The sequence below is a fragment of the Pontibacillus litoralis JSM 072002 genome, from assembly GCF_000775615.1.
Lineage (GTDB): Bacteria > Bacillota > Bacilli > Bacillales > BH030062 > Pontibacillus > Pontibacillus litoralis.
Genome location: NZ_AVPG01000004.1, coordinates 25298 through 50512, shown reverse-complemented (window position 1 = coordinate 50512; position 25215 = coordinate 25298). Strand labels below are relative to the sequence as shown.

Sequence of the window (25215 nt, the reverse complement as noted above, 5' to 3'; positions counted from 1 at the left end):
GTTGAAAACGACAATAGAACAAGTACACAAGCACGTAGGAGAAGAAGTTACAATTGGAGCATGGTTAGCTAATAAACGATCTAGTGGAAAAATCGCCTTTTTACAATTGCGAGATGGTACAGGCTTTATGCAGGGGGTCGTAGTGAAGTCGAATGTATCAGAAGACGTATTTGCATTAGCAAAGAATATGACGCAAGAATCGTCTTTATATGTAACAGGTACGATTGTAGAGGATACTCGTTCTCCATTAGGATATGAAATGCAAGTAAGCTCGTTAGAAGTCATTCATGAATCAGTTGACTATCCGATTACACCGAAAGAACACGGACCAGAATTTTTATTAGATCACCGTCATTTATGGCTGAGATCTAAGAAGCAGCATGCCATTATGAAAGTACGTAATGAGATTATTCGAGCTACGTATGAGTTCTTCAATTCGAATGGATACACAAAGGTTGATCCGCCAATTTTAACTGGATCTTCTGCCGAAGGAACGACAGAATTGTTTCATACGAAATATTTTGAAGAAGATGCGTACTTATCTCAAAGTGGACAGTTATATATGGAAGCGGCAGCGATGGCTTTTGGGAAAGTATTCTCATTTGGCCCTACATTCCGTGCAGAAAAGTCGAAAACGCGCCGTCATTTAATTGAATTTTGGATGATTGAACCAGAAATGGCATTTATGGATCATGATGATAGCTTACAAGTTCAAGAACAATACGTATCACACGTTGTCCAATCTGTTTTACAAAATTGCAAAATTGAACTACAAACACTTGGTCGAGATGTATCGAAATTAGAAGCGATTCAAGCACCTTTCCCACGTATCACGTATGATGATGCGATTCAAATTTTAAAAGAGAAAGGGTTTGACGATATTGAGTGGGGGGAAGACTTTGGAGCTCCTCATGAAACAGCTATTGCAGAAAGCTTTAATAAACCAGTATTTATTACGCATTATCCGTTAGAAATTAAAGCTTTTTATATGAAACCAGATCCGGAGCGTCCTGACGTTGCGTTATGTGCTGATTTAATTGCTCCAGAAGGGTATGGAGAAATTATCGGTGGCTCCCAACGTATCGACGACTTACAATTAATGGAGCAACGTTATGAAGAGCATGATTTAACAGGAGATGCTTACCAGTGGTATTTAGAATTACGTAAATACGGTAGTGTGCCACACTCTGGATTCGGACTAGGTTTAGAGCGTACTGTTGCATGGATTTGCGGAATTGAACACGTAAGAGAAACCATTCCATTCCCACGCCTTTTGAATCGTTTATATCCTTAATTCGAATCTCCCCCCCATATTTTGGGGGTTTTTTTATGATAGAAGATTATATAGACTAGAGTAGTTATAGATACCCTTAGCAATTGGCATAGATGCTATACTAGGGGATGCGATTGTTTTTTAAAAAAGGCAGGTGGCTTCATGAGTAAAATTAGTTTATTAATGAAGAATCAAATGACGTTTCCGGAACATTTATTAATGCGATATAAACAATTAGGCTTAACGGAAATAGATGTGATGATCGTGTTGCACATTCATCGCTTTCAATCAGAAGGTAATGATTTTCCAACCCCTAAAGAATTGCTGCAGTATGCAACGATAACAGAACAGCAATGCTCACAAGTGTTACGAAAGCTCATTCAGAAAGGGTATTTATCGATAGAACAACAAACAAGCAATCATAATGTGATTAATGAAGCGTATGTTTTAGATGGATTATGGGAGCAGCTAATTCAATCTGAGGAAGATAGGTACGTCGTTGATAAAGAGCATAGCAAAGTTGAAGAGCAGCCCAATCTTTTTCTCTTGTTTGAGCAAGAGTTTGGGCGACCATTGTCTCCGTTTGAAATTGAAACGATTAACTTATGGCTTGATGAAGATGAGCAACAACCGGCACTTATTAAGGCAGCTTTACGCGAATCTGTATTAATGGGGAAATTAAACTTTAAATACATTGATCGCATTTTACGAGAATGGAAAAAGAAAGGCATACGTTCCGTGCAAGATGCTAGAGAAGCGAGTCAATCGTTTCGTAATCAACAAGCAACGAATAACAAGGAGAGCCAACCATCGATTCCTAACCCGTCATCAATTTACTATAATTGGCTTGATGATGATGCTTAAAAAGAAAGGGATGTGCGGATGTTAAATAAAACGCAAATAAATGAAGTGTTAACGACATTAGAAAATATGTATCCAGATGCTGATTGTGAGTTGACTCATAGCAACCCATTTGAATTACTTATTGCAGTCGTACTCTCAGCACAATGTACAGATGCATTAGTTAATAAAGTAACCCCGGCACTCTTTGAGAAATATCAAGCACCAGAGGACTATATCCATGTATCGTTAGAAGAATTACAGCAAGATATAAAATCAATTGGGTTGTATAAGAATAAAGCGAAGAACATCCGAAAGTTGAGCCAAATGCTAATCGATGATTATAATGGCGAAGTACCGGCAAGTAAACAAGAATTAGAAAAATTAGCCGGAGTTGGTCGTAAAACTGCGAACGTCGTCAGTGCAGTAGCATTTGGAGAACCTGCTATTGCGGTAGATACGCATGTCGAGCGTGTCTCGAAACGTCTAGGTATATGCCGTTGGAAAGATACAGTATTAGAAGTGGAACAGACGTTAATGCGTAAAGTACCAAAAGAGCAATGGAGCCAAACCCACCACCGAATGATTTTCTTTGGACGATATCATTGTAAAGCTCGCGTTCCTAATTGTGTACAGTGTCCTTTATTGCATTTATGTAGAGAAGGGCAAAAGCGGATGAGGAAAAAAGAAAGAGAAGGGTTAAAACATGGAAGTTAAATCGCTCATTGATCAATGGATGAAGGAAGAAGAAACGTTAGCTCACTTGTTTAAGCAACGTGAAAATTACAAAGCACTTCCTCTAATGGAACACTATACGAAAAAATGTAAGCAAGCGATTTGTTTGATCAATGATTTCGAATATGAAACGGAGGCGAACTTTCAACAAATGCTTCCACATTTCGCATATAAACCGTTTAACGTAGAGGAGCGATTAGCATTCATTACTCATGCTCCTAGTCATTATCATTCATTTATTCAATTAAAGGAGTTATTCAGAGAAAGTGCGAAGCTACATGCGAAAGTTTCTATTATAAAAAAAAGAGGCTAGGACATAACTAAGGAGATATAACAAAAAAGGATCAACTCTGGGAGGGGTTGATCCTTTTTAATATTGCTAAGCGGCTTCTTGTTCGCTTGACTGTTCCGTATTCTCTTCTGTTTCTACGTTGTCTTCTGTTTCCGTATTCTCGTTATTGTTATCATTGTTCTCTTCTGTTTCATCTTCATCGGTGTCTTCCTTGTTATCACCTTGGTTTTGACTATTGCCATTGTCGTTGTTGTTATTTCCTTCTTCTGTTTCTGTGTTTCCATTTTCAGTGGAATCATCATTCTGGTTGTTTTCTTCCGTTCCCTCATCTGTTTCTTGCTCAGGTTCTTCTCCATCTGTTTCTTCTTCATTTAATTCTTGGTTTTCTTCATTATTTCCTTCTTCGTCTGTTTCTTCTTCCTTTTTCTCTTCTTCTGCGGGTATTTTTACCTGAACACTTATTGGATCACTTTTTAACGAAGAATCTCCTTTTCGGATAGCTACAATATCGTACACATACGTGCTATCTCGCTTCGCATCGCTAATTTGTACTGATGTATCGGATGACTCGGATAGAACGGTTTGTTTGCTTTCTCCTTTAACTCCGCCCGTAACAGTAAAGACAACAGGATTATTTTCGTCCTGGTTATAGTCCCATGATAATTGTAGCGACTCTGTTTCTGGGTCAAATCTTCCGTTAACATTTTTAACAGGGTCTAATTTTTCATAGGAGTTGGACGTGTTCGATGGTTCAGCCCCTTTAACGAATAATTCTGTTGTAATCATGTCAGATGGCGTATAAGGACTTGGTAATTTAGCTGGATTTGTACCTTTTTCAATTGCAACTTCAACGACAGAATCTGGCTTTTCAAAGTCTCTCGTATCTATTCCTTGTGAAATATGGGTCATGATGTCTCTGAATAGATACATCGCTATATCATCATCGGTACTACTTAAATCTCCTTCATGCTTTGGATATCCTGTCCATATGGAAATGGTGTAATTGGTAGAATAACCAGCGAACCAAGAGTCCGGTGTTGTTCCGTCTTCACGGTTTGTAGTACCGGTTTTGCCTGCTACGGGAACACCTGGAACGTTCGCTTTCGTACCAGTTCCAGATTGGACAACATCTTTTAACATATCTGTCACCATATAAGCAGTGGAGTCTTTCATTGCTACATGTGATTGTGGTTCAAATTCCACTGGAGTACGTCCACCTTGAAATTCAACGCGTCGTACGGTGTAAGGCTCGTTGTATACCCCTTCGTTACCAAAGGCCGCAAACGCACCTGCAAGATCTAACGTGGAAACCTCTGTCCCTCCACCAATAGCATCTGATTCTACGACTTTATCGTCATCAAACTTAATTCCTAATCCTTCTGCAAATGATTTGGATTGCTCTCTGCCAATTTCATTCATCGTTTTAACTGCAGGAACATTTAAAGAGTCAACGAGTGCTTCTCGCATCGATACCCAGCCTCTATAGCCGCGTCCAGCGTTCGAGATGGTTATCTCAGGTGCATCTTCATAACTATATGCCTCATCATTGATTTGATGATATGTGGACCAATTGTTATATTCTATAGCTGGTCCGTAGTCTATAATCGGTTTAAACGTAGAACCTGGTGGCTCAGTTGCTTGAATCGCATAGTTATAGGAACCGCTAATTTTTTCTTTATTGCGACCGCCACCAATAGCACGAATGGCACCAGTTTGAGTATCCATCACTGTTATGCCAGCTTGGAATTGATCATTTGGGAACGTAATAGGGCTATCCTCTGATAACAATTCTTCTGTTTTTTGCTGCGCGTTAGGGTCTAAAGTAGTATAAACCCTTAACCCATCTTCATACAGATTCGCACCATCTAATTTCTGTTCTACTTCCTTCGTGACTAGGTCTAAGAAGTCATATGGTATGTCTGAATTTTGATCTCCTTCTTCCATCATCGATGGGACGCTAACTTGCTTCGCTTCTTCTGCTTTTTGTTGAGTAATTTTCTCATGCTGTACCATTAAATCTAAAACGGTATTTCGTCGTTCTTCAGCTAAATCTGGATTTTCAAACGGGTCATATGCAGAAGGACGTTGCGGTAGTCCCGCTAATAGTGCGGCTTCTGGTAACGTTAATTCTTTAAGTTCTTTGTTAAAATAGACTTCCGCAGCTTTGGCAGCGCCGTAAGCTCCGTTGCCATAATAAATTTTATTTAAGTACATCGTCAGTATTTCATCTTTAGAAAATTTTTGTTCCAAACGTAAAGCAAGCCATTGTTCTTGGACTTTACGTTCAAGCGACTTCTCTGGGCTTAGAAATGCATTTTTCACTACTTGTTGTGTAATGGTACTAGCCCCTTGAGAACCAAATCCTTCTGTGACGTTTGCATATACGGCAGCCATAATACGTTGGAAGTCGATTCCCATATGTTTTCGAAAACGTGCATCTTCCGTTGCGATAACGGCATCTTCTAATACTTGTGGTATTTCATCATACGTGATTTTCGTTCGCTTCTCGGCTCCTAATTCGGCAAATAGTTCGTCATTGATGTCGTAAATCTCTAAGGGTAACGGATCTGATAATTTCGCTTCGTCTAACGTAGGTGCCTTAGAAATGTAGTATGCAAATAAGACCCCAATTGCGACCGCGCAAACAATGCCTATAATTAAAATTGCCATGAATATACGTTTGAAAATGGTTTTCTTTTTTGTTTTATTGGTTTTCTTTGCTTGTTCTTTTTGTTTTCGTCGTGCAGTACGAGATTGGCTATTATCGGCCATTTCTCATCTTCCTCCGTTTCTATAGGTTCATTTCATCAATAATAGATAAATAATCTACCCGAATATGAAAGGCTAATGGGATGAAATGTCCTTCTTGTTGAATAATGTGATAAGGTATCGATTTTCTTCCGCCATTTGTTTGACGTTCCCACCAAGGTAAAAGTTTCTTTGCTGGATATAAATAAGTTTCCCCATGGTGAGTAAAACGTATAATAACGAAACATATTCCCCCATGCTCGATAACTTGTTGCATATGCTTGATTTGGTGTTCATGAACGTTCGATAACGGAAATGAAGTTTTATTTCTCGTTTCTTTCGCTTCAAAATCGATATATTTTCCTTTATAAATGCCGTTGTAATCCGTAGTAGAAGCTTGTTTGAAGTATGCTTCTTTAATAACAGCAGCACTTCGCTTTGGGAAATCAACATGTACAATCTGAACAGGTGTTGGCTTTTTGTGAATAACAGCTCTACCAGATTGTAAGTATGCTTTATTCGATTGATTAATATCTTCTTCAAGCGTCATCCCTCGATTAGAAAAATCCGTCTGTTTGTTGCTTTTTCTTTGTATAGGAGAAGGTTTACGCTTCTGTCCATTTGGATAATTCATATTTTGTCCTCCTATCATGTTTGTATCATATCAAATAATGGCACAAAATGATAAGGAAATCATTTATTTAACATGTAATTGTCATCATTTCGTGCATGATAGTATAGAGGAGGTTTCCTATGAATGCATACCCAAAACATTTCATTACAGATTATATACAAGCGACAATCAATGCGTGTAACGTTGATAATATATCCCGAACGAAGGCATATCAAACGTATTATTTGCGCCATCCAGAAATCAAATGGGCATTATTGGCTAGTATTGTATCACGAAATGCCGGTTGGAATATGACAGATCTGAAATTATCCCCATTGACTCCATTTATACCTTCAGAGCAACAAGACGCTCTGTTTTCTACTTATGAACGAGCAAATTGGTTAATCTTTCTTGATGCCTATCCACAATTGCTCGTTTATGAACTAAGTAAATCGATAAATGTGCCGTTATTCCATCTTCTAAAGCATTTTTCTGTGTCTCGTTTTATGCAAAATGAATGGACAACGTTTTGGTATGAACGAAAGGAGCAGCGTTTAATGACGGCGCTGATTATTAATGAACAAAATGTTATCGAGCAACCAGTAACACGTATGCCTTACTATAAACGTAACGTATTCCATAGCGTTCATTATTTATTACAAGATATGCTGCATTTAAGTGCTGTTTTGTTTCCTACAAGAACAGGTGCTTTGTATGGGAACTATGTTCATCATTTTTCACATTTAACAAATCGCATAACAATAGGAAAACAGCTTGCATCGTTGTTGTTTCACCAACAGTACTATCCGTATTTTTTGGATTTTGTATTGCATACGGAACCGATTGGTGTGCGTTATGAGTATGAGCAATATTTCTATGAACCACAAGCGAAAACACCAATATTACGACAGATATATCCAATAATAAAGCACAAGTATAGCATTCGAGATGACTGGTACCGTAATGGGCGGTCTGTCAAAAGAAAGTGGTGGAAAACAGAAGAACCGCCAATTGCACAAGACGTATCTCATATGTTTTATGCAAAGCGTCATGTATTATATGCGTTGCACAACGTCGTAGAAGCATATAAAAGGAAATAGACAAACGAAAAAAAGCCTTACATGCTCGTTTCTACTCGAGCTGTAAGGCTTGGTATTTGTTATTACGTTGCTGGTCTGTTTTCACCTTCAAGCTTCGGATTTCCGTCCCCTTTAAAATGTTGATTTCGTTGTTTTGGCTCGCCATTTAACGGTTTTTTAGCTTGTGTAGTTCGGTTTTTCGTTCCCAATAGCTATCCCTCCTTCCGTGTTAGTTTGTTTCAGATGACGCATTTCATACGATTCAACTATTTATATTTGTAAAGCGTAATTTCTTTGTAGCTTTTCTTCTAGTTTTGTCGTCTGTAAAGGGATTCAAGAGGGAGAAGAGAAGTATAACGAGTAACATCCCATTGAAGGAGGAATCATACATGGCGGTAGCTATTAAAAAAGTAAAGGCGTATGAAGAAGGAATTTCCAAGTATGAATTTGAGAAGTCATGGGTCGATGTTATGAATCATGTACAATTGATTGAGAATACCCTTTCGAAAAAGGCAGACGGGGCTGTACTATCTTTAATAAGAACCCATCGCAAGGAAATAAGAAGATTGCAGACCCATATCTCCCAACTAGAACAAGACATAACGCAGCTAGAGACGCAGCAAAGTCAACGGAAAGAGATGCAGCAAAAACGACGAAGTAATAAACGGAAGAAAACGAAATGGTGGCATTTTTTTAGATAAATAGTATGTTTGAAAGTCTCTCCGTGTTAAAGTAGGGAAGAAAGGGGAGAGGTCACGTGGATCATACGTTACAAAAATTGATTTACGATGTAAAGCAACGGTTAGATAAATTAAAAGCACAATACCTTCTTTTAGATAAACCTTCAGATAAAAAAGATCGAGCATTATTTGAAAAAGTAAAACGGGAAACAGATCCTTTATTTACTTTAATTCAACAATGGTATGATGAATCCATTCAGTATTCCAAAATGAATGCTCATACTAACGTGTTCCCAATACAATTGCAAAACACGAAAGACAATTTTGAACTTGTCCTCATGCACAGTTATTATATCGACGTTCCTAAAAAACGGTATATGGAATTATATCATTCGATTCATTACGTCCTTAATCAACAGTTAGACGATTTACAGTAGCAATTACAGTAGGTGAAGACCATTATCAAGGAATGATCTTCACCTTTCCATCATTCCTTGATAGCGCCACCACGTTTAGTGTGCATAGAATCCGCCTTATCTTCCCCAACTTCCGCAAATCGTTTTGCTTCTAACGGCTTTTCGTTCTCATGATTTTTTCTTTTACTTTGAAATGCTTTCCCACGAGCCATTTCATATCCCCCCTTTCTCATGCATAGTATGCGAATAACTTCACTTATTCATGTGTAAATGGTCATAACAAATGTAGCGTTTGCTGTATAATAGATATGAGAATGCTACTTGAGGGGAGATAGCTGCTATGAGATTGTTTTTTGTTGCAATGGTTGTTATGTTTCAAATACTGGCGTATATCGTTATCTTTCTTCATTTTAAATTAGGGATTGCTTTACTACTTTCATCATATGTCATGACCGCTATACTATTGGTAATACTTTTGAATGATCGACGCAAAGAAAAGAAGGAGGAGGAACAACATGATTATCGTGACTACTGAGAATATACCAGGATATGAAGTGCTAGAGGTCAATGGTTTCGTTCGAGGAAGCACCGTTCAATCGAAAAATGTTGGGCGAGATATTTTAGCAGGGTTAAAAAATATAGTTGGTGGAGAAATAGTGGATTATACGAACATGATGAATGAAGCGAGACAACTTGCAATTGGAAGAATGAAGGAGCATGCAGAGCAAAAAGGGGCGAATGCCATTATTGCTGTTCGGTTAGAAACGTCTAATGTAACGACAGCTGCGTCAGAAATTATCGCATACGGCACAGCAGTCACAGTGCGTCCAAAAGTATCATAAAAAGGAAGGTCGTAAATTCGACCTTCCTTTTTATATCAGCGCATTAGCTGCGGTGTGTAAGACGATGAAGTAGGATATACATCGCCGGTAGCATGATAAGCGTTAATAAAGTGGAAAAAGCTAAACCTGCAATAATAGAAACGGCAAGTGGGGTAAACAACACATCACCTGAGACAGCGATAGGTATTAAAGCGGCAATGGATGTAAAAGTAGTTAATATAATTGGTCTTATTCTCGCTCTTCCAGCTTCTATAATCGCATCTTGAATCGTGTGCGATTGCTTTTGATTTTGTTCGATAAATTCAACTAGTAATACTGAGTTTCGGACAACGATACCGGATAAAGAAACAATTCCTAATACTGCTAAAAAGCTTAACGGTTGATTGCTTATAAACAAACCAACAATGGCACCAGTTACAGCTAAGAAGACAGTACTTGTAATAAGGATCGGCAATGTTAAAGAATTAAATTGTATAGCCATTACTAAATAGATTAAAAACAAAACGATAACGAATAGTTTAGAGACTTCAATAAAAAATTCTTGTTCTGCACTTGACTCGCCATCTTTTGTAAAACTGTATCCTTCTGGTAAGTGTGTTTCAAACTCATTTACAACGTTGCTTGCTTCTTTGGAGAAGTTCGTTGCATTTTCGTTTGGATAAGCTTCAATCGTAACAGCGCGCTCTCCATTTAAGTGCGGTATGGCATTAACTTGTTTAGATTCCTTACGTGTGACGAGCTCATCTAACGTAAATAGTGTAGGCTTGTCATTCGTTACGGAGTTAGCGACGACTTGCAAGGAATTTAAATCCACCCCGTTATCAATACCATCATCTAATAGCAGTTGCATGTCATATCGCTCTACTCCGTTATCGAACGTGGTAAATGGAATAGCAGTATTTGCAACTCGGACTAGTGAAGTAACATCATCAGGAGCAATATTGTTTTGCGCCATCTTCTCTCGATTCAATTCATATGTTACGTTAGGTTGTTTGGAAACATTTGTTGTTACTATTTCTGTACTCGATAGTGCATAAAGACTCTGCTGCAAATCATTAGCTAGCTCTAGCAATTGCTCTTGTTCAGGGCCTTGTATATTCACAACAATAGGTGGACTTGGAGGAGGCCCAGAAACAATCGTATCAAAGAAGATTTCTGCCTCCCTAAACTGTTTTCTTAATGGTTGCTCCCAGTCGGAAATAAAACTAGACGCACTTATTTCATCTTTATTTACTCGAACGAGCAGTTGGCCCGTATTGTCACCGCTTCGCTTTAGGCTAGAGCTAAATAAATTAGGTAAGCCTGAACCTGCAAATACGGCTGTTTCGGAAATCGTTTGCCTACTTGCTTTTTGTATAATTTTTTCCATTTCTTCTAATGAATTTTGCGTATCCTCCATTGTAGTTCCTTCTGGGAAAGTCACCGATATCGTAACCTCTTGGCGGTCAGCTTCAGGGAAAAATTCAAATGGTATTTTTATGACTAAGCTTGCTAGCAACCCACATGCAACAACGCCTGTCAATCCAACAACAAATGGTTTATTAGTTACAAATGGGAGGATGTGGTCTGCATAACCATTTTCAATGCGTTTAAACAAACCTCCTAATAATCCGACTTGATGGACTGGCTTGTTCACTCGTTTTCTTCGAACGTATTGCACTGTTGGAATGAGTGTTAATGCTATAAGAGTAGAAGCAATAATGGTCATAATTAACGTTGTAGGCAAGGCGCGTATAAAGTCGCCGTTACTACCAGATAAAAACGTTAAAGGTAAGAAGCTAAACATAATCATTAATGTGGAAGTGATAATCGACTTCCTGACATCGATAACTCCTTTAACGGTACCTTCCCATGGATGATCTCCTAATTGGAAGCGACGCTGAATGCTATCGTTTACCACGATGGCATCATCTACGAGAATTCCAATCGCAATAATGATGCCGATAATAGAAATTTGATTCAAATCAACTCCAGCATAGGGGAGTGGGATTAAACCGATAATGACCGAAATTGGAATGGAAAGAGCGACGAGAATAGCTGAAGAAAAGGGTAAACCAATTAACATGATGACCAATACAGCAATTAATGAGATGCTGAATGAAATCAAAAGATTCGTAAACACTTCTTCAATTATTTTATTTTGTGTATAAAATTGTTGTACCTCAGTTTGTGACGGTAATTCAGTAGATAAATTAGCCACCTTATCCGTAATAATCTGTTGCAAAGACGCCATATTTACGCCTTCTTCGGCAAAAATAGTAAAGGAAAGAGCTGGTTTTCCTTTATACGTTATCAGGTCTTCTGTATTTTGGAACGTCTTTTCAACAGAGCCGATGTCTTTTACGTAAATAGATTTCCCATCGTTCGTTTGACCAATAGCGATGTTTTCGAGTTGACGCCAATCGGACGTTTTTTCGACTTGAAGCTGATACTGCTGTCCATTTTCTTCAGCTTTACCGATTGCGCTTGGTGAAAGCTCTTGCTTAATTCGATCTACAACTTGGTATGGAGATAACTGTTGCGCTAATATGGCATCGTTGTCAAGTGTAAGTGTTAATACTTCTTCTGGGAGCCCTTTGATTACTACATCACTTACACCGTTAATATCCATCATTGTTTGTTCCCACTTGTCGATGGTATCCCTCAATGCATATAAATGGTCATAAGAATGATCAACAAAATGATAGGAAGCAACCGCAGACATTCGGAAATCCGTTTGGACAGTTGATTGCTGCACCCCATTAGGAAAACGACGAGCGACATCTGTTACGGATTGTCGTACATTTGCAAAGACGTCTTCTCGGCTAGCATCGTCCTCTAACGTTAAGGTGATAGTGGAAAATCCTGTTGTAGACGCCGACTCTACATCTGCAATCCCATCCACATTCATGAGCTGTTGTTCATATGGATTTGTGATAGTACGCTCCACTTCATTTGGAGTTGCACCTGGATAAACAGTGGATATTTGTGCCATATTCACATTTATTTCGGGTATTTCTCGTTTTGGTAATTGAAAGTATGTAAAAATTCCCGTGAATACAAGTAAAATAATGAATATCCACACCATTTTCCGGTATTTTAGAATAATATTCATTTTCACCCTCCTATTTGCAATAATACATTTATAATACCCTTTTAATTCTGTTCTTAACTTACTTTATGTTAACTTTCATACACATGCAACTATGTTGTATGATAAAGAAGAATGGAAATTTAATATTAATACTCCATGTAATTTATAAAGGCTGGTGTTGAAAAGGTGAATAAACAACAATTAATACAACATGCAAAGGACGTAAGAGAAAAAGCGTATGTTCCTTATTCGCAATTTCCTGTTGGAGCTGCCGTTTTAACGGAGTTGAACCACATCTACACCGGGTGTAATATCGAAAATGCCGCATACCCGACAACGTGTTGCGCAGAACGAGTAGCCATTTTTAAAGCCGTATCAGCTGGGGAAACATCATTTACTAGCATTGCGGTTGTGGCTGACACAAAAAGGCCTGTACCTCCTTGTGGGTCTTGTCGACAAGTAATGAGTGAATTCTTTACACCTAAAACAAAGATTCATGTGGCCAATTTACAAGGAGAAGTTAAATCACTTACTTTGGAACAACTGCTTCCATACTCCTTTTCACCAGAAGATTTAACAAATGACTAGTGAATGCTAGTTACGTATTAGGCTTGTAGAATAAGGTTAACAACAACAAAATAGGTTAATGCACTAGTACATGTCCTTCTCTTTTTACATAGGTTATTAATGAACCTATCTTAATAAGGAAGGAGATCGAAAGTATGCATAAAAAAATGTGTCATCCTTGCCATCAACCAATGGCTTGTCCTGCACAAACACATGTTCATCCTACGAAGCAGTGCGTAAAGCATCAATTTTATCAACAAGAGGTAAATAACGTATATCCTACGCATACGACAAATGTAAATCACTTAAATACAGTGAACAAAAACTATTTTCCTCACACTGAATCAAATGTATTCCAACAAACGCAACAAAGTGTAAACATGGGACCTGGTTATCCGATGGGCATGGGTCCTGGGATGCAAGGTCCTGGAAATCAAGTAGCAGGTGCTATGAGTCCAGGCTATGGTAATATGACAGGTCCAATGGGCATGAACAAACCAGGATGTGGCTGCTACCGAGATTGATGCATAAAAGAGCTGGTTTTGTCCAGCTCTTTATACATAACTAGGAAGGGATAAATAATGAAAGTAGTAACAGTAACGGGTTATAAACCGATGGAATTAGGGATCTTCAAAGCTGATGATCGTAATATACAATATGTAAAGCAAACGATTAAGCGACGGCTGATTTCCTTAATAGAAGAAGGGCTAGAGTGGATTTTACTATCAGGGCAAATGGGAGTAGAAATGTGGACAGGGGAAATATTACTTGAATTGCAAGAGGAATATGATATTAAGTTTGCATTTATCCCTCCTTTTCTACATCAAGAAAGAAGATGGCCAGAACCCCAACAACATCAATACCACCGTTTATTTGAGCGTGCTAATTTTGCTCAAGTCCTTCATAATAAAGCGTATGAAGGACCACATCAATTTCAAAGGAAAGATCAATGGCTTATTGAAAAAAGTGACGGCTGTATAATCCTTTACGATGAAGAAACAGGTGGCAGCCCTAAGTATTTTGTTCACAAAGCGAAGGCGTACCAGCAATCCCATTCATACGAAATCGTGTATATTACACCATTTGATATTCAAGAAACAATGGAGGAAATGAGGATGGAAAATCCAGCTTATTGGGAAAACTAATTGACATACAAAGCATCTTCTGCAAGAATTAAGTTAAGTGTATTTGTTTGAGGTGAGAAAATGGGACTAGACCGTATTCAAGTTGGAAGTCAAGAAATTTTAGATAAAGAATTTAAAACAGGTATTCGTGGCTATAATCAAGAAGAAGTAGACCAATTTTTAGACATGATTATTCAAGATTACGAAGTATTTTATCAAGAAATTGATCGACTAAATCAAGAAATAGAAAAGGTAAAAAAACAAACGAGCAACAACGGCAGAACTCGAACTGCAGCTCCAACTGGACCGATGAATTATGACGTGTTACAACGACTCTCTAATTTAGAGAAAGCTGTTTTTGGTAAGAAGTATGCCGATTCATAACTTTCCAATATTTACTTAGTGCAATCACGATGGAATCATGTTATGATATTATACGTCATTGATTCGACATGAAATAAGTGAAAACATAAATGCTGAGGTAATCGCTGTATGCATGTTCATACAGAGGAAAGTCCATGCTCGCACAAGCTGAGATGCTTGTAGTGTTCGTGCTTGATGAAACCATAAGTCAAGGTAGCATACATGGCTAACGGCAGGGAATTGATCTACGTTCTTGATGAATAGGATCAAATGACCTTGAAAGTGCCACAGTGACGTAGTTCTACTGGAAACGGTAGAAGTGGAACGAGGTAAACCCCGCGAGCGAGCAACCCAAAATTAGGTAGGGGCACTTTTCTGAGGGAATTCAACCAATAGGAAGAGACAAGAGGTTACTTGTAGATAGATGATTACCACTGGAGTACGAGGTTGACCACCATTTGCAGTACAAAGGTACAGAACATGGCTTACCAAGCATTTATTTGGTCTAACTTATGAGCATCTGACCCTTTCTTCAGCTTTTTGTTAAGCTAGGAAAGGGTTTTTTAATGAATAGATTGTAGGTGGCCCGAAATGAACGACAAAAATGTTTCGTCATGATTCAATCGGTTAAACTATACATAGTAAAGGAAGTAAACAATAAAGGAGTACAAAGAAATGCCAAAGACATTGACATTAATAGCTACAAGTGCTATGGGTTTAGAATCTGTTGTTGCGAAGGAAGTAAAGCAGTTAGGTTATGAAGATGTAATAGTAGAAAATGGTCGAGTGCGATATGAAGCGGAAGTATCGGCTATTCCGAGAAGTAATTTATGGTTAAGGACTGCCGATCGTGTCAAAGTACTAGTAGGAGAATTTGAAGCAAAAACGTTTGACTCGTTATTCGAACAGACGAAAGCATTGCCTTGGGAGCAATATATCCCTGAAGATGGTGCTATTCCTGTTATTGGTAAATCCGTTAAGTCCACGCTATATTCTGTGCCAGATTGCCAAGCCATCGTCAAAAAAGCTATTGTAGAGCGGATGAAGAACAAGCATGGACTTGCAACGCGTCTTGAAGAATCTGGTCCAATGCATCGAGTAGAAATAGCCATTCATAAAGATCATGCCATGCTAACACTCGATACAAGCGGGGTAGGTTTGCATAAGCGTGGATATCGTTTAAATCAAGGGGAAGCACCGTTGAAAGAAACAATGGCAGCAGCTCTCGTGCAGCTAACGAACTGGAAACCAGATTATCCATTTTTAGATCCATTTTGTGGTTCTGGAACAATTCCAATTGAAGCGGCAATGATTGGCCAAAATATTGCACCAGGCTTTAATCGCGAGTTCGCTTCTGAAGCGTGGGATATTATTCCTTATAAACTTTGGGAAGATGCCCTTAATGAAGCGGAGGATTTAGCTAACTATGATCAACCGTTAAACATTAGTGGTTCCGATCTCGACCATAAACTAGTAGACATGGCCAAAGCAAATGCAACGGAGGCAGGTTTAGGTGAGTTAATTCAATGGAAACAAATGAACGTAAGAGACTTAACATTCAAGCAGCCTAATGGATATATTGTAGGAAATCCGCCGTATGGAGAACGTTTAGGAGATAAAGACCAAGTGGAACAAATGTACCGCGATTTTGGAGCCATTATGAAAGAACATCCATCCTGGAGTGTTTACATTATAACGTCAAATGAGAGCTTCGAGAAATTATACGGCAAAGAAGCGAGCAAGCGTCGCAAACTATTCAATGGATTTATTAAAACCGATTACTATCAATACTTTGGTAAATTTGAATAACAATACGCATAGACCAGGGTCTTTCTGAGAAAAAGCAGAGGGATCCTGGTTTTATTCAATATTATATACGTTTTGAGCGAATCGAGCTCCTAGCTGTTGAGAAATTTGCTTACCGGCAGCGGTAACTTGTTCAATATAATAAGCTATTTGTTCATTTGTTAGTTCATAATTCAATAATTCAATACTGATAGCAGCAATGATATTGTTATGAAAACCGAATATAGGCGCCCCAACAGAAGCAGTGCCAGCTGTTTTCTCGCCAAAACTTAAAGCGTAGCCAGTTTGCTTAATCTCTTGAAGGTCAGTAAGCAACTGCTGGATCTGATTCGCTGATAAATCGAATTGCTCCATAACTTTTTGCGCTTCGCTAGTGGGGATATTGGCTAAAATCGTTTTATTCGCTGCTCCTATATGTAATGGTATCCGTTCGCCAAGACTATCGATAACTTTCACGCTACGAGGACTGTCCATTCGTTCGATAATAATAGAGTATCCGCCGTTAGGTAAGTTGAAGTAAACGGTTTCTTCAACATCTTGCGCCAACTTTTCCATAATTGGTCGCGAAACATCACGTACATCCATCTTCTCTAAAAGAGATAAGCCTATTTCCATCCAAATGTATCCGAGACTATATCGTTTCGTATGGGGGCTGCGCATAATCATGCCGTTTTTCATTAAAGCAGTTATTAATCGATGGACTGTACTAATAGGTAAATCAGCTTCTTTGGCAATGTCAGAAATAGGCCAACCATTTTTATGATCATCTTGAGAAATAATATGAATGATCTGCATTGCACGGTCGATGGACTGCACCATAACATTCTCTCCTTATCGAACTAGACATGTGTATATAATAAAGTATTAGAAACTATTGTACTATTGCAATAAGTGTTTGTAAATATTCTCTATTCTTATTTTTTTGAAAATAACATATTGACACAATAATAAGAATGTTTTTTAATTTAGATATAGATATTTCGTATTACGAAACAAATTCCGTAATGCGGAAAAATAGATAACGTCGCAAATATGTGTTAATGGTCCGAAAACTTCATTAAGAAAAAATGAAAGGGCTTACATGTGGTGTATTTGAGAACGGCGTATGGGGGGAAATATGGAAACTATATCAACTATTGTGGCAAATGTAACGTCATTTATTTGGGGAATTCCTATGATGGTATTATTACTAGGGGGAGGTATATTTTTAACGATTCGGTTACGCTTTTTTCAGTTTAAATACTTTCCTCATATTATGGGCCAAACCGTAGGAAAAATGTTTAAGAAAAGCAATGCTCCAGGTACTGTCACACCGTTTCAAGCAACGACATCTGCATTAGCTTCTACAATGGGAGCCGCGAATATAGTAGGTGTTCCTGTTGCCATTGCCTTAGGTGGGCCTGGTGCGATATTCTGGATGTGGGCTGTAGCATTTATTGGCATGGCTACGAAATATGCAGAAGTGTTATTAGGGAATCAGTACCGCCAAAAAAATGAAGAAGGAGACTGGGTAGGCGGTCCAATGTACTACATACGAAATGGATTAGGGTGGAAAAAGGTAGCTTCTTTCTTTGCGTTCGCCTTAATGATCGAAATCGTTGCAAGTACGATGGTGCAAGCTAATTCTATCTCTACCATGATAGAGAGTTCATTCGGGATACCTGTTGCCGGTACTGGCCTTTTAATTATGCTAGTGGTTGGTTTAGTAACCTTAGGAGGTATTCAAACGATAGGAAAAGTTTCTGAAAAGCTCATCCCATCTATGGTAGTTGTTTATTTAATTGCAGCATGTGCCGTGTTATTTATCAATGCCTCTGAAATTCCAGTTGCCTTTATGATGATTTTTAGCCATGCATTTCAACCTATTTCAGCTGCCGGTGGTTTTGCTGGCGCAGGTGTTGCAGCCGCGATTCGCTGGGGACTGGCGCGAGGTATTTATTCCAATGAAGCAGGGATGGGAACGGCGCCTATTGCTCATTCAGCAGCAAAAAATGATCATCCAGCTAAACAAGGGTTTTGGGGAATTTTTGAAGTCATCGTGGATACACTTGTTGTTTGTACAATTACAGCACTTGTTGTGTTAACGTCAGGGGAATGGATGCAAACCTCTGCTGAGGATGCTTCATCTATGGTGGCATCGTCATTAGCACCTGTATTTGGTGTTACGCTTTCTAATTCTATCATTTCAATTATTTTATTTTTCTTTTCTATTACAACGGTTATCGTTATTGTGTACTACGGGGAAAAGCAAGCAGAATTTTTATTTGGAACTAAGTTTTCTAAAGTTATGCGTATTGTATATATTATTGCTATTTTTATTGGCGCAATCGGAGGATTAAAGTCTATTTGGATATTCCTAGACTTGATGCTTGCTTGTGTTGTTATACCGAATATCATTGCTGTTTTATGCTTAAGTAAAAAGGTGAAAACGACGACCGATGAGTATTTTAATCAAGTACATCAGTCGAAAAAGCAAAAACAACATCAAACCAATCAAGCTTTATAATTTCTATTAGTCGAGGTGAAAATAATGTTTCAACAATTACAATCATTGCCATTGGAAGCGCAAATTGAACAATTAACAAGACATTTCATTTCAATCAACAGTATTAATGGTACAGCAGGGGAAGGGGAAATTATTGAGGAGATACATCGAATTGTGTCTAGTTTCCCTTATTTCGTCCAAAATCCAGACCATGTATGGATTCAATCGATACAGGATGATGCCATTGGCAGGAAAAATTTATTTGCTTTTATCGAGGGGGATGGTGCATCAACTCAAACCGTTATCTACCATTCTCACATAGATACAGTAGGAATTGAGGATTTCGGTTTAATGCAAGAGAAAGCGTTCTCACCAGATGATTTAAAAGTTTTTTTTGCCGACTATATATTAAATGAAGATGTACGCCAAGATGCTCTTTCAGGAGACTGGTTGTTCGGAAGAGGTTCTGTTGATATGAAAAGTGGAGCTGCGGTGCATTTAGCAAATATGTTGCATTTTTCTCAACATCGCGATCAATTACAAGGAAATGTGTTATTACTATTTAATGGAGACGAAGAAGGAGAGCATAAAGGAATTATTCATGCCCTTTCTGAGTTAAAGCGCTTAAAGGAGCAGCACGGATTAGATTACGTCCTTGCCATTAATGATGATTTTATTACTCCGTTATATGATGGAGATGAGCACCGTTATATTTATACTGGTGCCGCTGGAAAACTATTACCTTGCTTTTATATTTATGGTAAAGAAGTACATGTTGGCGACACGCTTTCAGGCATCGACCCTAACTTAGTGGCGGCCAAAATAACAGAAAAACTGCACAACAATTTTCAGCTGACGGAATTTATACCTGGAGAAATGGTGTTACCGCCAACGTGTTTGTATCAAAGAGATAATAAGCAGTCTTACACGGTACAAACAGCTACGAGCAGCCGCTTGTATTTTAACTATTTCATTTATGAAGCTTCACCTGAACAAGTGATGAAGCAGTTAAAGGAGCAAGTGCAACAAGCTTGTTCTGAGGTGACAGAGTATTTACAAGCTCAATTTCAACATTCCTTGTTAGTAACAGGACTGCCATCCCGTGATCTATCATGGGAAGTAGACGTTGTGACGTACGAAGAATACGTGGAACAATTGCAACAGAAAGGTATTAATACGGACATGATCTTGCAACAAGTCATGAACGGAGAGGACAAGAAAGAGTTGCGGGAGTTGTCCTTTAAGCTTGTAGACGCTCTTCAGCAAGCTGATCCAGAAAAGAAACCGCGCGTAATATTATTTTTTGCAGCTCCTTATTTACCTCATAATTATTTAACGGACAATGAAAGAGACCAACAGTTGCAAAGTAGCATTGAACATGTATTAAGTGAAGTGCAGGAGGAGACGGGCGAGCTGTTTTCGCTTAAGAAGTTCTTTCCTTATCTCGCTGATGGTAGTTTTCTATCCATTCATGAAACAGAAGAAGAACTAGGAGCACTAATTAATAACTTCCCTAAGTGGGATGAGCTATATCCATTACCATTTGCAACAATTAGAGAATTGAACATTCCATCTGTTAATATGGGCGTGTATGGAAAGGACGGACATAAGTGGACAGAAAGAGTGTACAAGCCATATTCCTTCAACACGTTGCCATTACTAATTCGTAAGACTACAACTCATGTATTGTCTAAATATCATAAACACGCGTATGATAACGCGCCTCTCGTGTAAAGGGCACTTAACAGAGAGGAGAAGTTAAGTTTGAAATAATGTTGGTTTCGTCTATCTTTTATACACTTCTATACAGTAGAATTGGAAGTAGACGTTAATAAGGAGGTGGACGAAGATGGAGACGAAACCGATTATTGTTGCAATAGATGGGTCTTCACACGCTATGCTTGCGTTGAAGGAAGCGATTTATTTGGCATCTTGCAGTAACAAGAAAGTCGTTATCGTTCATGTGCAGCCGTCGATAGAACCATTACATATGCAACTGTTTGTAAAGCGTGAGGATATTCGAGAGTATCAGGAACAGATGGCGATGGAAGCGTTAAAACCAGCGATAGAGCTTTTAAAAGATAACAGGATAGAATTTGATACGGTTGCTCGTATTGGTTATGCGAGCCGGGAAATTTGTAATGTTGCACAAGAGTTAGATGCTCATTATATTTTTGTAGGTTCACGTGGACAAGGGCCTATTAAAGGTCAAGTTCTCGGCAGTGTATCTAATGGAGTTCTCCACCAGGCTCATTGCCCTGTTATGATTGTGAAAGAACAATAAATGAATCCGCTCTCCTATAAAAAAGGGAGCGGTATTATTTCTGTAAGTTCAGATTATTTGTATAATGAATAAGGAAATGGGGGTCAATTGATGGTAACGCAGTGGAATGAATGCGAGCAACAGTTTATGGACTATACGAAACGGATTGCTCAATATGAAGAAGCGATTAACTTAATGTATTGGGATTTACGGACAGGTGCTCCTTCGAAAGGAGTCGAAGGACGTTCGGGAGTAATTGCTACGTTGTCGCAAACCGTACATGAATGGTATACATCTGACCAGATGAAATTGTATATTAATCAATTAAAAGATGAATCAAAGAACGAACTAATTCAAAAAAGCGTCGAACAATGTGAAAAAAATTATAATCAATTTGTTAAAATACCACCAGAGGAATACAAAGAGTATGTTGTGCTTCAATCGCAGTCAGAAGCGGCATGGGAAAAAGCGAAAGAAACGAATGATTTTGAATTATTTTTGCCTTATTTAGAGAAAATGGTTGCGTATAATAAGAAGTTTGCTAATTATTGGGGATATGAAGATCACCCGTATAATGCCTTATTGGACCAATATGAGCCAGGCATGACTGTCAACGTATTAGATGACGTATTTTCGAAAGTACGGATTGCTTTAACGGAGTTGTTGCATCAAGTGACACAATCATCTGTACAGCCTGATGCTTCGTTATTACAAGTGGATTTTCCTAATGAACAACAAAAAGCTTTTAGCATAGAAATATTAAAGAGAATGGGCTATGATTTTGACGCGGGAAGACTAGATGAAACGGTGCACCCATTTGCGATTGAACTAAATAGTGGGGATGTACGTATTACGAATAATTATAATGAAAAGGACTTCCGCGTTGCTACTTTTGGGACAATTCATGAAGGTGGACATGCGTTATATGAACAAAATATTGCCAAGGATTTAGCCTACACCCCGTTAGCAGGGGGTACTTCTATGGGAATTCACGAATCACAATCGTTATTTTGGGAAAACTTTGTTGCTCGTAGTGAAGCGTTCTGGAAACACCATTATCCATTGTTTCAATCTTATGCACCAGACACATTCAAGCATGTAGACTTTACTAGCTTTTACAGTGCAATAAATGAAGTAAAGCCTTCTTTTATTCGAATTGAAGCGGATGAATTAACGTATTGTTTGCATATTATGGTTCGGTATGAACTAGAGAAGGCGTTAATAAATAATGAAATTGAAGTGAAAGATTTGCCACAACTTTGGAATGATAAAATGGAACAATATTTAGGTATTCGCCCGACATCAAACAAGGTAGGTATATTACAGGATGTACATTGGGCTGGTGGAGCGTTTGGTTATTTTCCTTCCTATGCGTTAGGATATATGTACGCAGCACAGCTATATGAAGCGATGACTCGTCAAATCGATGTTGATGATATGATTCAGAATGGTGACTTTACGGCTATCCGTCAATGGTTAACAGAACATATACATCAGCACGGGAAGAAGAAAAAGCCGTTGCAATTGTTAATGGATGCGACAGGAGAAGCATTGAATCCGAATTACTTAATTCAATACTTAAAGCGTAAGTATGAAGATTTGTATCAAATAAAAGGTTCATAGAAAATAAAGCAGAACGTAGAGCATTTGCTACGTTCTGCTTTATTTTAACCTCTGCCAATTGGCCATTTGAATGGGGATGATCCCGGTGGTGCGTTCTCAATAATGTCGATTAAAGGAATAGTGTATGCAAATAATATAAGGACAGCCATGACACCGATCCATAGTTTCCAGTTTTCAAAGATTGCCGGTGTTGGGGAAGCTTCTTCTTCTTCTTCTGCAATTGGAAATTCTTCTTCCCCTTTAGGAGCGAAGAATGTCATATACAGGAATGTGTAAATCATGAGCAGAATACCGATAAATAAAATCGTACCGCCAATTGCTTGGGCAAATTGGTAACCAATCCATTCAGTCGCTTGTTCTGTTCCACCGTATTCTGAGAAGGAGGAACGTCTTGGAGCTCCAAGTAAACCAGCGATGTGCATAGAACCAGACATAAAGATCATACCGACAGTCCATACAATCGTTTGAATGATTCCTAATCGGTTTGTTTTTGCATCTAATTTACGACCTGTTAATACAGGAATTAACCAATAAGAAATACCGAAGAACGTTAACATGACAGTTGTAGCGACTGTGATATGAAAGTGTCCTGTAACCCAAATGGTATTGTGAACCACTTGGTTTAATTGGTTTGATGCGTTAATTAAGCCACCAGCACCTCCTGGGATAAAGGCAATCATTCCAACCATAGGTGCTAGAAAACGAACGTCTTTCCATGGCAACGCTTTAAACCAACCGAACAAACTATTAAATCCTTTTGCTCTTCCTGTTGATTCAAACACAGCAAACATGGAAAAAGCCGTTAATAAAGATGGAATAACAACAGCAAATGTTAAGACGACTTGAATGTATTTCCATAATGGATCAATTCCTGGTTCTAATAATTGGTGGTGGAACCCTACTGGAATAGAGAATAACAAGAATAAAATAAACGAAAGTCTAGCTAAGCCATCACTAAACAATTTGCCCCCGAGAATTTTTGGGATGATTGCATACCAAGCCATGTAAGCAGGTAGTAACCAAAAATAAACAAGCGGGTGACCAAAGTACCAAAACAACGTTCTACTTAATAAAATGTCAATGTCATCCACTATTCCCATTGACCACGGAATAAATTGCAATAGGACAGTTGCCGCTACACCAAGTGTTGCGACGAACCATATTAACATATTGATAACGACCATAAATGCAAGTAGTGGAGATTTTTCCCCTGGATGTTGCTTTTTCCATTTATAAAGTTGGTGAAAGTTAACGAAACAAACAATCCAAGTACCGACAATGACTAATGTTAATCCGATATAAAACAAAGGATGTGCAGCTAAAGGTGCGTAAAATGTGTATAATACACTTGCTTCTCCTAGTAAAATCATGATAGCTGTAATAATAGTTCCAATGGTCATAACCCAAAATGCTAGCCATCCTAGTTTTCGTTGGCGATCTGTCATGCCTACCGTTTTACTCATAAGTGTCGTTTGAAATCCAATGATAAAAAAGGTTGTGAGTACTAAAGCTAGAATAACACCATGAACGGTTAAGACTTGATAATAATCAATGCCAAATGGTAATGTTACTTTTCCGGTTCGGACTAATGTTTGCAATAATCCCATTAACCCACCAATCAGTAATGAGATAAAAGCAACCCACATGTGAGCCATTGATAATTTGGCTTCTTTTCGAGATAACTTCATTTCTACGGTCATGATTCTTCATACACCTCCACAGTAGCAGTCATCAAGTGATGTCCTGTACCACAATATTCATTACAAATAACTGTATACGTACCAGGGTTATTTAAGGTGACTTCTACGGAGTTAATGTAACCAGGTTCTAACATCATGTTTGCGTTCGTACCTGCTACTTGGAAACCGTGAATAACATCTTTTGTTGTCCCTTGAAAGAGAACTGTTGATCCGGCTGGGATTTTTAAGTTGCGTTGTGGATTCCCATCTTCATCTGTACCGAAGTCATAATTAAAAGCAGATGCAACAACATTGACGACGTAGTTGTTCTCATCTATCTGCTGAACGCCTAAGTTTTCTTGTTTAAATGATTCATGGGCTTCCACATTTTCTGGATTAATGGTTGTTAAGCAGCTAGGAGGTTGTGTTCCTTGCAAAAAGGCTCCTACTCCGAGTACGATAAGGAAAACTAGTAACGAACCTCCACCGAAGAACATCCATATTTTTTCATATTTGTGCATGTGCATTAGCTTCTCGCTCCTTTTTCGCAATATTTAGTCTTATCGGTTCAAAAAGAGTCCCCAAACTCCAACCCATGAAACGATAAGAAATGCCCCAATAAATAGTACCGCGATAAATGTTCCTTTTAGAAAAGGAGCTTCTTTTGAAGTGGTCTCTACTTTCGGATCTTGTAGCGTTGGTTTAGCCATTTAT

General features: G+C 38.4%; 27 protein-coding genes and 1 other RNA gene. 19 read left to right on the top strand and 9 right to left on the bottom strand.

The genetic code is table 11. The features are described 5' to 3' along the window. Window position 1: 1 nt before the first annotated feature. The 4 genes from asnS to N784_RS04590 all read left to right on the top strand — a co-directional run bounded on the left by asnS (window position 2) and on the right by N784_RS04590 (window position 3161). The gene (gene asnS / locus N784_RS04605) at window positions 2-1294 is read left to right on the top strand and encodes an asparagine--tRNA ligase (protein WP_036833013.1); all 1293 of its coding nucleotides are present in this window, start codon (window positions 2-4) and stop codon (window positions 1292-1294) included. A gap of 141 nt (window positions 1295-1435) precedes the next feature. Next, on the top strand, window positions 1436-2137 hold the full coding sequence (locus tag N784_RS04600) for a DnaD domain-containing protein (protein WP_036832881.1): 702 nt from the start codon (window positions 1436-1438) through the stop codon (window positions 2135-2137). An 18-nt stretch (window positions 2138-2155) separates the two neighbouring features. Beyond that, window positions 2156-2830, top strand: coding sequence for an endonuclease III (gene nth / locus N784_RS04595; RefSeq protein ID WP_036832879.1), 675 nt, complete (start codon window positions 2156-2158; stop codon window positions 2828-2830). After that, a complete protein-coding gene (locus N784_RS04590) occupies window positions 2820-3161 on the top strand; it encodes a YpoC family protein (RefSeq protein WP_036832877.1) in 342 nt (113 codons plus the stop codon). Before nth ends, N784_RS04590 begins: the two co-directional genes overlap by 11 nt. A gap of 66 nt (window positions 3162-3227) precedes the next feature. Here the strand turns inward: N784_RS04590 and N784_RS04585 are convergent, their stop codons facing one another. Both N784_RS04585 and recU read right to left on the bottom strand, forming a co-directional pair. Next, entirely contained in the window at window positions 3228-5912 is a 2685-nt protein-coding gene (locus tag N784_RS04585) for a penicillin-binding protein 1A (protein WP_036832875.1), read from the bottom strand. A gap of 19 nt (window positions 5913-5931) precedes the next feature. Then, window positions 5932-6522 carry a Holliday junction resolvase RecU gene (gene recU, locus N784_RS04580; protein ID WP_036832873.1) on the bottom strand — a complete coding sequence of 197 codons (591 nt, stop codon included), beginning with the start codon at window positions 6520-6522 and terminating at the stop codon, window positions 5932-5934. A gap of 119 nt (window positions 6523-6641) precedes the next feature. Here recU and N784_RS04575 point away from each other — a divergent pair, with 119 nt between their 5' ends. After that, on the top strand, window positions 6642-7601 hold the full coding sequence (locus N784_RS04575; RefSeq protein ID WP_036832872.1) for a DUF2515 family protein: 960 nt from the start codon (window positions 6642-6644) through the stop codon (window positions 7599-7601). Between the two features lie 62 nt (window positions 7602-7663). Here N784_RS04575 and N784_RS17055 read toward each other — a convergent pair whose 3' ends face one another. After that, window positions 7664-7789: a hypothetical protein gene (locus N784_RS17055; RefSeq protein WP_269745322.1), complete on the bottom strand. Its 126-nt coding sequence runs from the start codon at window positions 7787-7789 to the stop codon at window positions 7664-7666. Between the two features lie 180 nt (window positions 7790-7969). Between N784_RS17055 and N784_RS04570 the strand changes: the two genes are divergently transcribed. Further along, complete coding sequence (locus N784_RS04570; RefSeq protein ID WP_036832870.1) at window positions 7970-8281, top strand: hypothetical protein; 312 nt, start codon at window positions 7970-7972, stop codon at window positions 8279-8281. Between the two features lie 56 nt (window positions 8282-8337). Continuing rightward, window positions 8338-8697 (top strand): DUF1798 family protein, encoded by a 360-nt coding sequence (locus N784_RS04565; RefSeq protein WP_036832869.1) that lies wholly within the window; start codon window positions 8338-8340, stop codon window positions 8695-8697. Between the two features lie 50 nt (window positions 8698-8747). Here N784_RS04565 and N784_RS16550 read toward each other — a convergent pair whose 3' ends face one another. Continuing rightward, the gene (locus N784_RS16550; RefSeq protein WP_156965171.1) at window positions 8748-8888 is read right to left on the bottom strand and encodes a hypothetical protein; all 141 of its coding nucleotides are present in this window, start codon (window positions 8886-8888) and stop codon (window positions 8748-8750) included. 128 nt (window positions 8889-9016) lie between these two features. On the opposite strand from N784_RS16550, the gene N784_RS04560 reads away from it, so the two are divergent. Together N784_RS04560 and N784_RS04555 are read left to right on the top strand one after the other, a co-directional pair. Beyond that, on the top strand, window positions 9017-9211 hold the full coding sequence (locus tag N784_RS04560) for a hypothetical protein (RefSeq protein ID WP_036832868.1): 195 nt from the start codon (window positions 9017-9019) through the stop codon (window positions 9209-9211). Continuing rightward, window positions 9192-9518, top strand: coding sequence for a YbjQ family protein (locus N784_RS04555; protein ID WP_036832866.1), 327 nt, complete (start codon window positions 9192-9194; stop codon window positions 9516-9518). The genes N784_RS04560 and N784_RS04555 overlap by 20 nt, the downstream gene beginning before the upstream one ends. A gap of 43 nt (window positions 9519-9561) precedes the next feature. On the opposite strand, the gene N784_RS04550 is transcribed toward N784_RS04555, so the two are convergent. Beyond that, entirely contained in the window at window positions 9562-12612 is a 3051-nt protein-coding gene (locus N784_RS04550) for an efflux RND transporter permease subunit (protein ID WP_036832865.1), read from the bottom strand. Between the two features lie 165 nt (window positions 12613-12777). Between N784_RS04550 and N784_RS04545 the strand changes: the two genes are divergently transcribed. The 6 genes from N784_RS04545 (at window position 12778) to N784_RS04525 (ending at window position 16454) form a co-directional block, all read left to right on the top strand. Then, window positions 12778-13179 (top strand): cytidine deaminase, encoded by a 402-nt coding sequence (locus tag N784_RS04545; RefSeq protein ID WP_036832863.1) that lies wholly within the window; start codon window positions 12778-12780, stop codon window positions 13177-13179. A gap of 134 nt (window positions 13180-13313) precedes the next feature. Next, window positions 13314-13682, top strand: coding sequence for a CotD family spore coat protein (locus N784_RS04540; protein WP_052127127.1), 369 nt, complete (start codon window positions 13314-13316; stop codon window positions 13680-13682). Window positions 13683-13739: 57 nt separating this feature from the next. Then, window positions 13740-14303, top strand: a complete 564-nt coding sequence (locus tag N784_RS04535) for an SLOG family protein (protein WP_036832862.1) — start codon at window positions 13740-13742, stop codon at window positions 14301-14303. Window positions 14304-14363: 60 nt separating this feature from the next. Further along, window positions 14364-14666 (top strand): cell division regulator GpsB, encoded by a 303-nt coding sequence (gene gpsB, locus N784_RS04530; protein WP_036832861.1) that lies wholly within the window; start codon window positions 14364-14366, stop codon window positions 14664-14666. Window positions 14667-14755: 89 nt separating this feature from the next. After that, window positions 14756-15138: RNase P RNA component class B (gene rnpB, locus N784_RS16195), an RNA gene on the top strand. A gap of 182 nt (window positions 15139-15320) precedes the next feature. Continuing rightward, window positions 15321-16454: a THUMP domain-containing class I SAM-dependent RNA methyltransferase gene (locus tag N784_RS04525; RefSeq protein WP_036832859.1), complete on the top strand. Its 1134-nt coding sequence runs from the start codon at window positions 15321-15323 to the stop codon at window positions 16452-16454. 51 nt (window positions 16455-16505) lie between these two features. Here the strand turns inward: N784_RS04525 and N784_RS04520 are convergent, their stop codons facing one another. After that, window positions 16506-17270, bottom strand: coding sequence for an IclR family transcriptional regulator (locus tag N784_RS04520; protein WP_036832858.1), 765 nt, complete (start codon window positions 17268-17270; stop codon window positions 16506-16508). A 298-nt stretch (window positions 17271-17568) separates the two neighbouring features. Here N784_RS04520 and N784_RS04515 point away from each other — a divergent pair, with 298 nt between their 5' ends. The 4 genes from N784_RS04515 to N784_RS04500 all read left to right on the top strand — a co-directional run bounded on the left by N784_RS04515 (window position 17569) and on the right by N784_RS04500 (window position 22822). Beyond that, complete coding sequence (locus N784_RS04515; RefSeq protein ID WP_036832856.1) at window positions 17569-18957, top strand: alanine/glycine:cation symporter family protein; 1389 nt, start codon at window positions 17569-17571, stop codon at window positions 18955-18957. Between the two features lie 24 nt (window positions 18958-18981). After that, on the top strand, window positions 18982-20670 hold the full coding sequence (locus tag N784_RS04510) for a M20/M25/M40 family metallo-hydrolase (protein ID WP_036832855.1): 1689 nt from the start codon (window positions 18982-18984) through the stop codon (window positions 20668-20670). Window positions 20671-20785: 115 nt separating this feature from the next. Further along, window positions 20786-21220, top strand: a complete 435-nt coding sequence (locus N784_RS04505) for a universal stress protein (protein WP_036832854.1) — start codon at window positions 20786-20788, stop codon at window positions 21218-21220. Window positions 21221-21310: 90 nt separating this feature from the next. After that, window positions 21311-22822 carry a carboxypeptidase M32 gene (locus N784_RS04500; protein ID WP_036832853.1) on the top strand — a complete coding sequence of 504 codons (1512 nt, stop codon included), beginning with the start codon at window positions 21311-21313 and terminating at the stop codon, window positions 22820-22822. Between the two features lie 44 nt (window positions 22823-22866). Here the strand turns inward: N784_RS04500 and N784_RS04495 are convergent, their stop codons facing one another. Genes N784_RS04495 through N784_RS16545 form a run of 3 tightly spaced genes read right to left on the bottom strand, consistent with a single transcriptional unit; the run spans window position 22867 to window position 25211 of the window. Then, window positions 22867-24522, bottom strand: a complete 1656-nt coding sequence (locus N784_RS04495) for a b(o/a)3-type cytochrome-c oxidase subunit 1 (RefSeq protein ID WP_036832852.1) — start codon at window positions 24520-24522, stop codon at window positions 22867-22869. Then, on the bottom strand, window positions 24519-25028 hold the full coding sequence (locus tag N784_RS04490) for a cytochrome c oxidase subunit II (RefSeq protein WP_036832851.1): 510 nt from the start codon (window positions 25026-25028) through the stop codon (window positions 24519-24521). Before N784_RS04490 ends, N784_RS04495 begins: the two co-directional genes overlap by 4 nt. Before the next feature lie 33 nt (window positions 25029-25061). Then, complete coding sequence (locus N784_RS16545) at window positions 25062-25211, bottom strand: cytochrome c oxidase subunit 2A (RefSeq protein WP_156965170.1); 150 nt, start codon at window positions 25209-25211, stop codon at window positions 25062-25064. Between the last annotated feature and the right edge of the window lie 4 nt (window positions 25212-25215).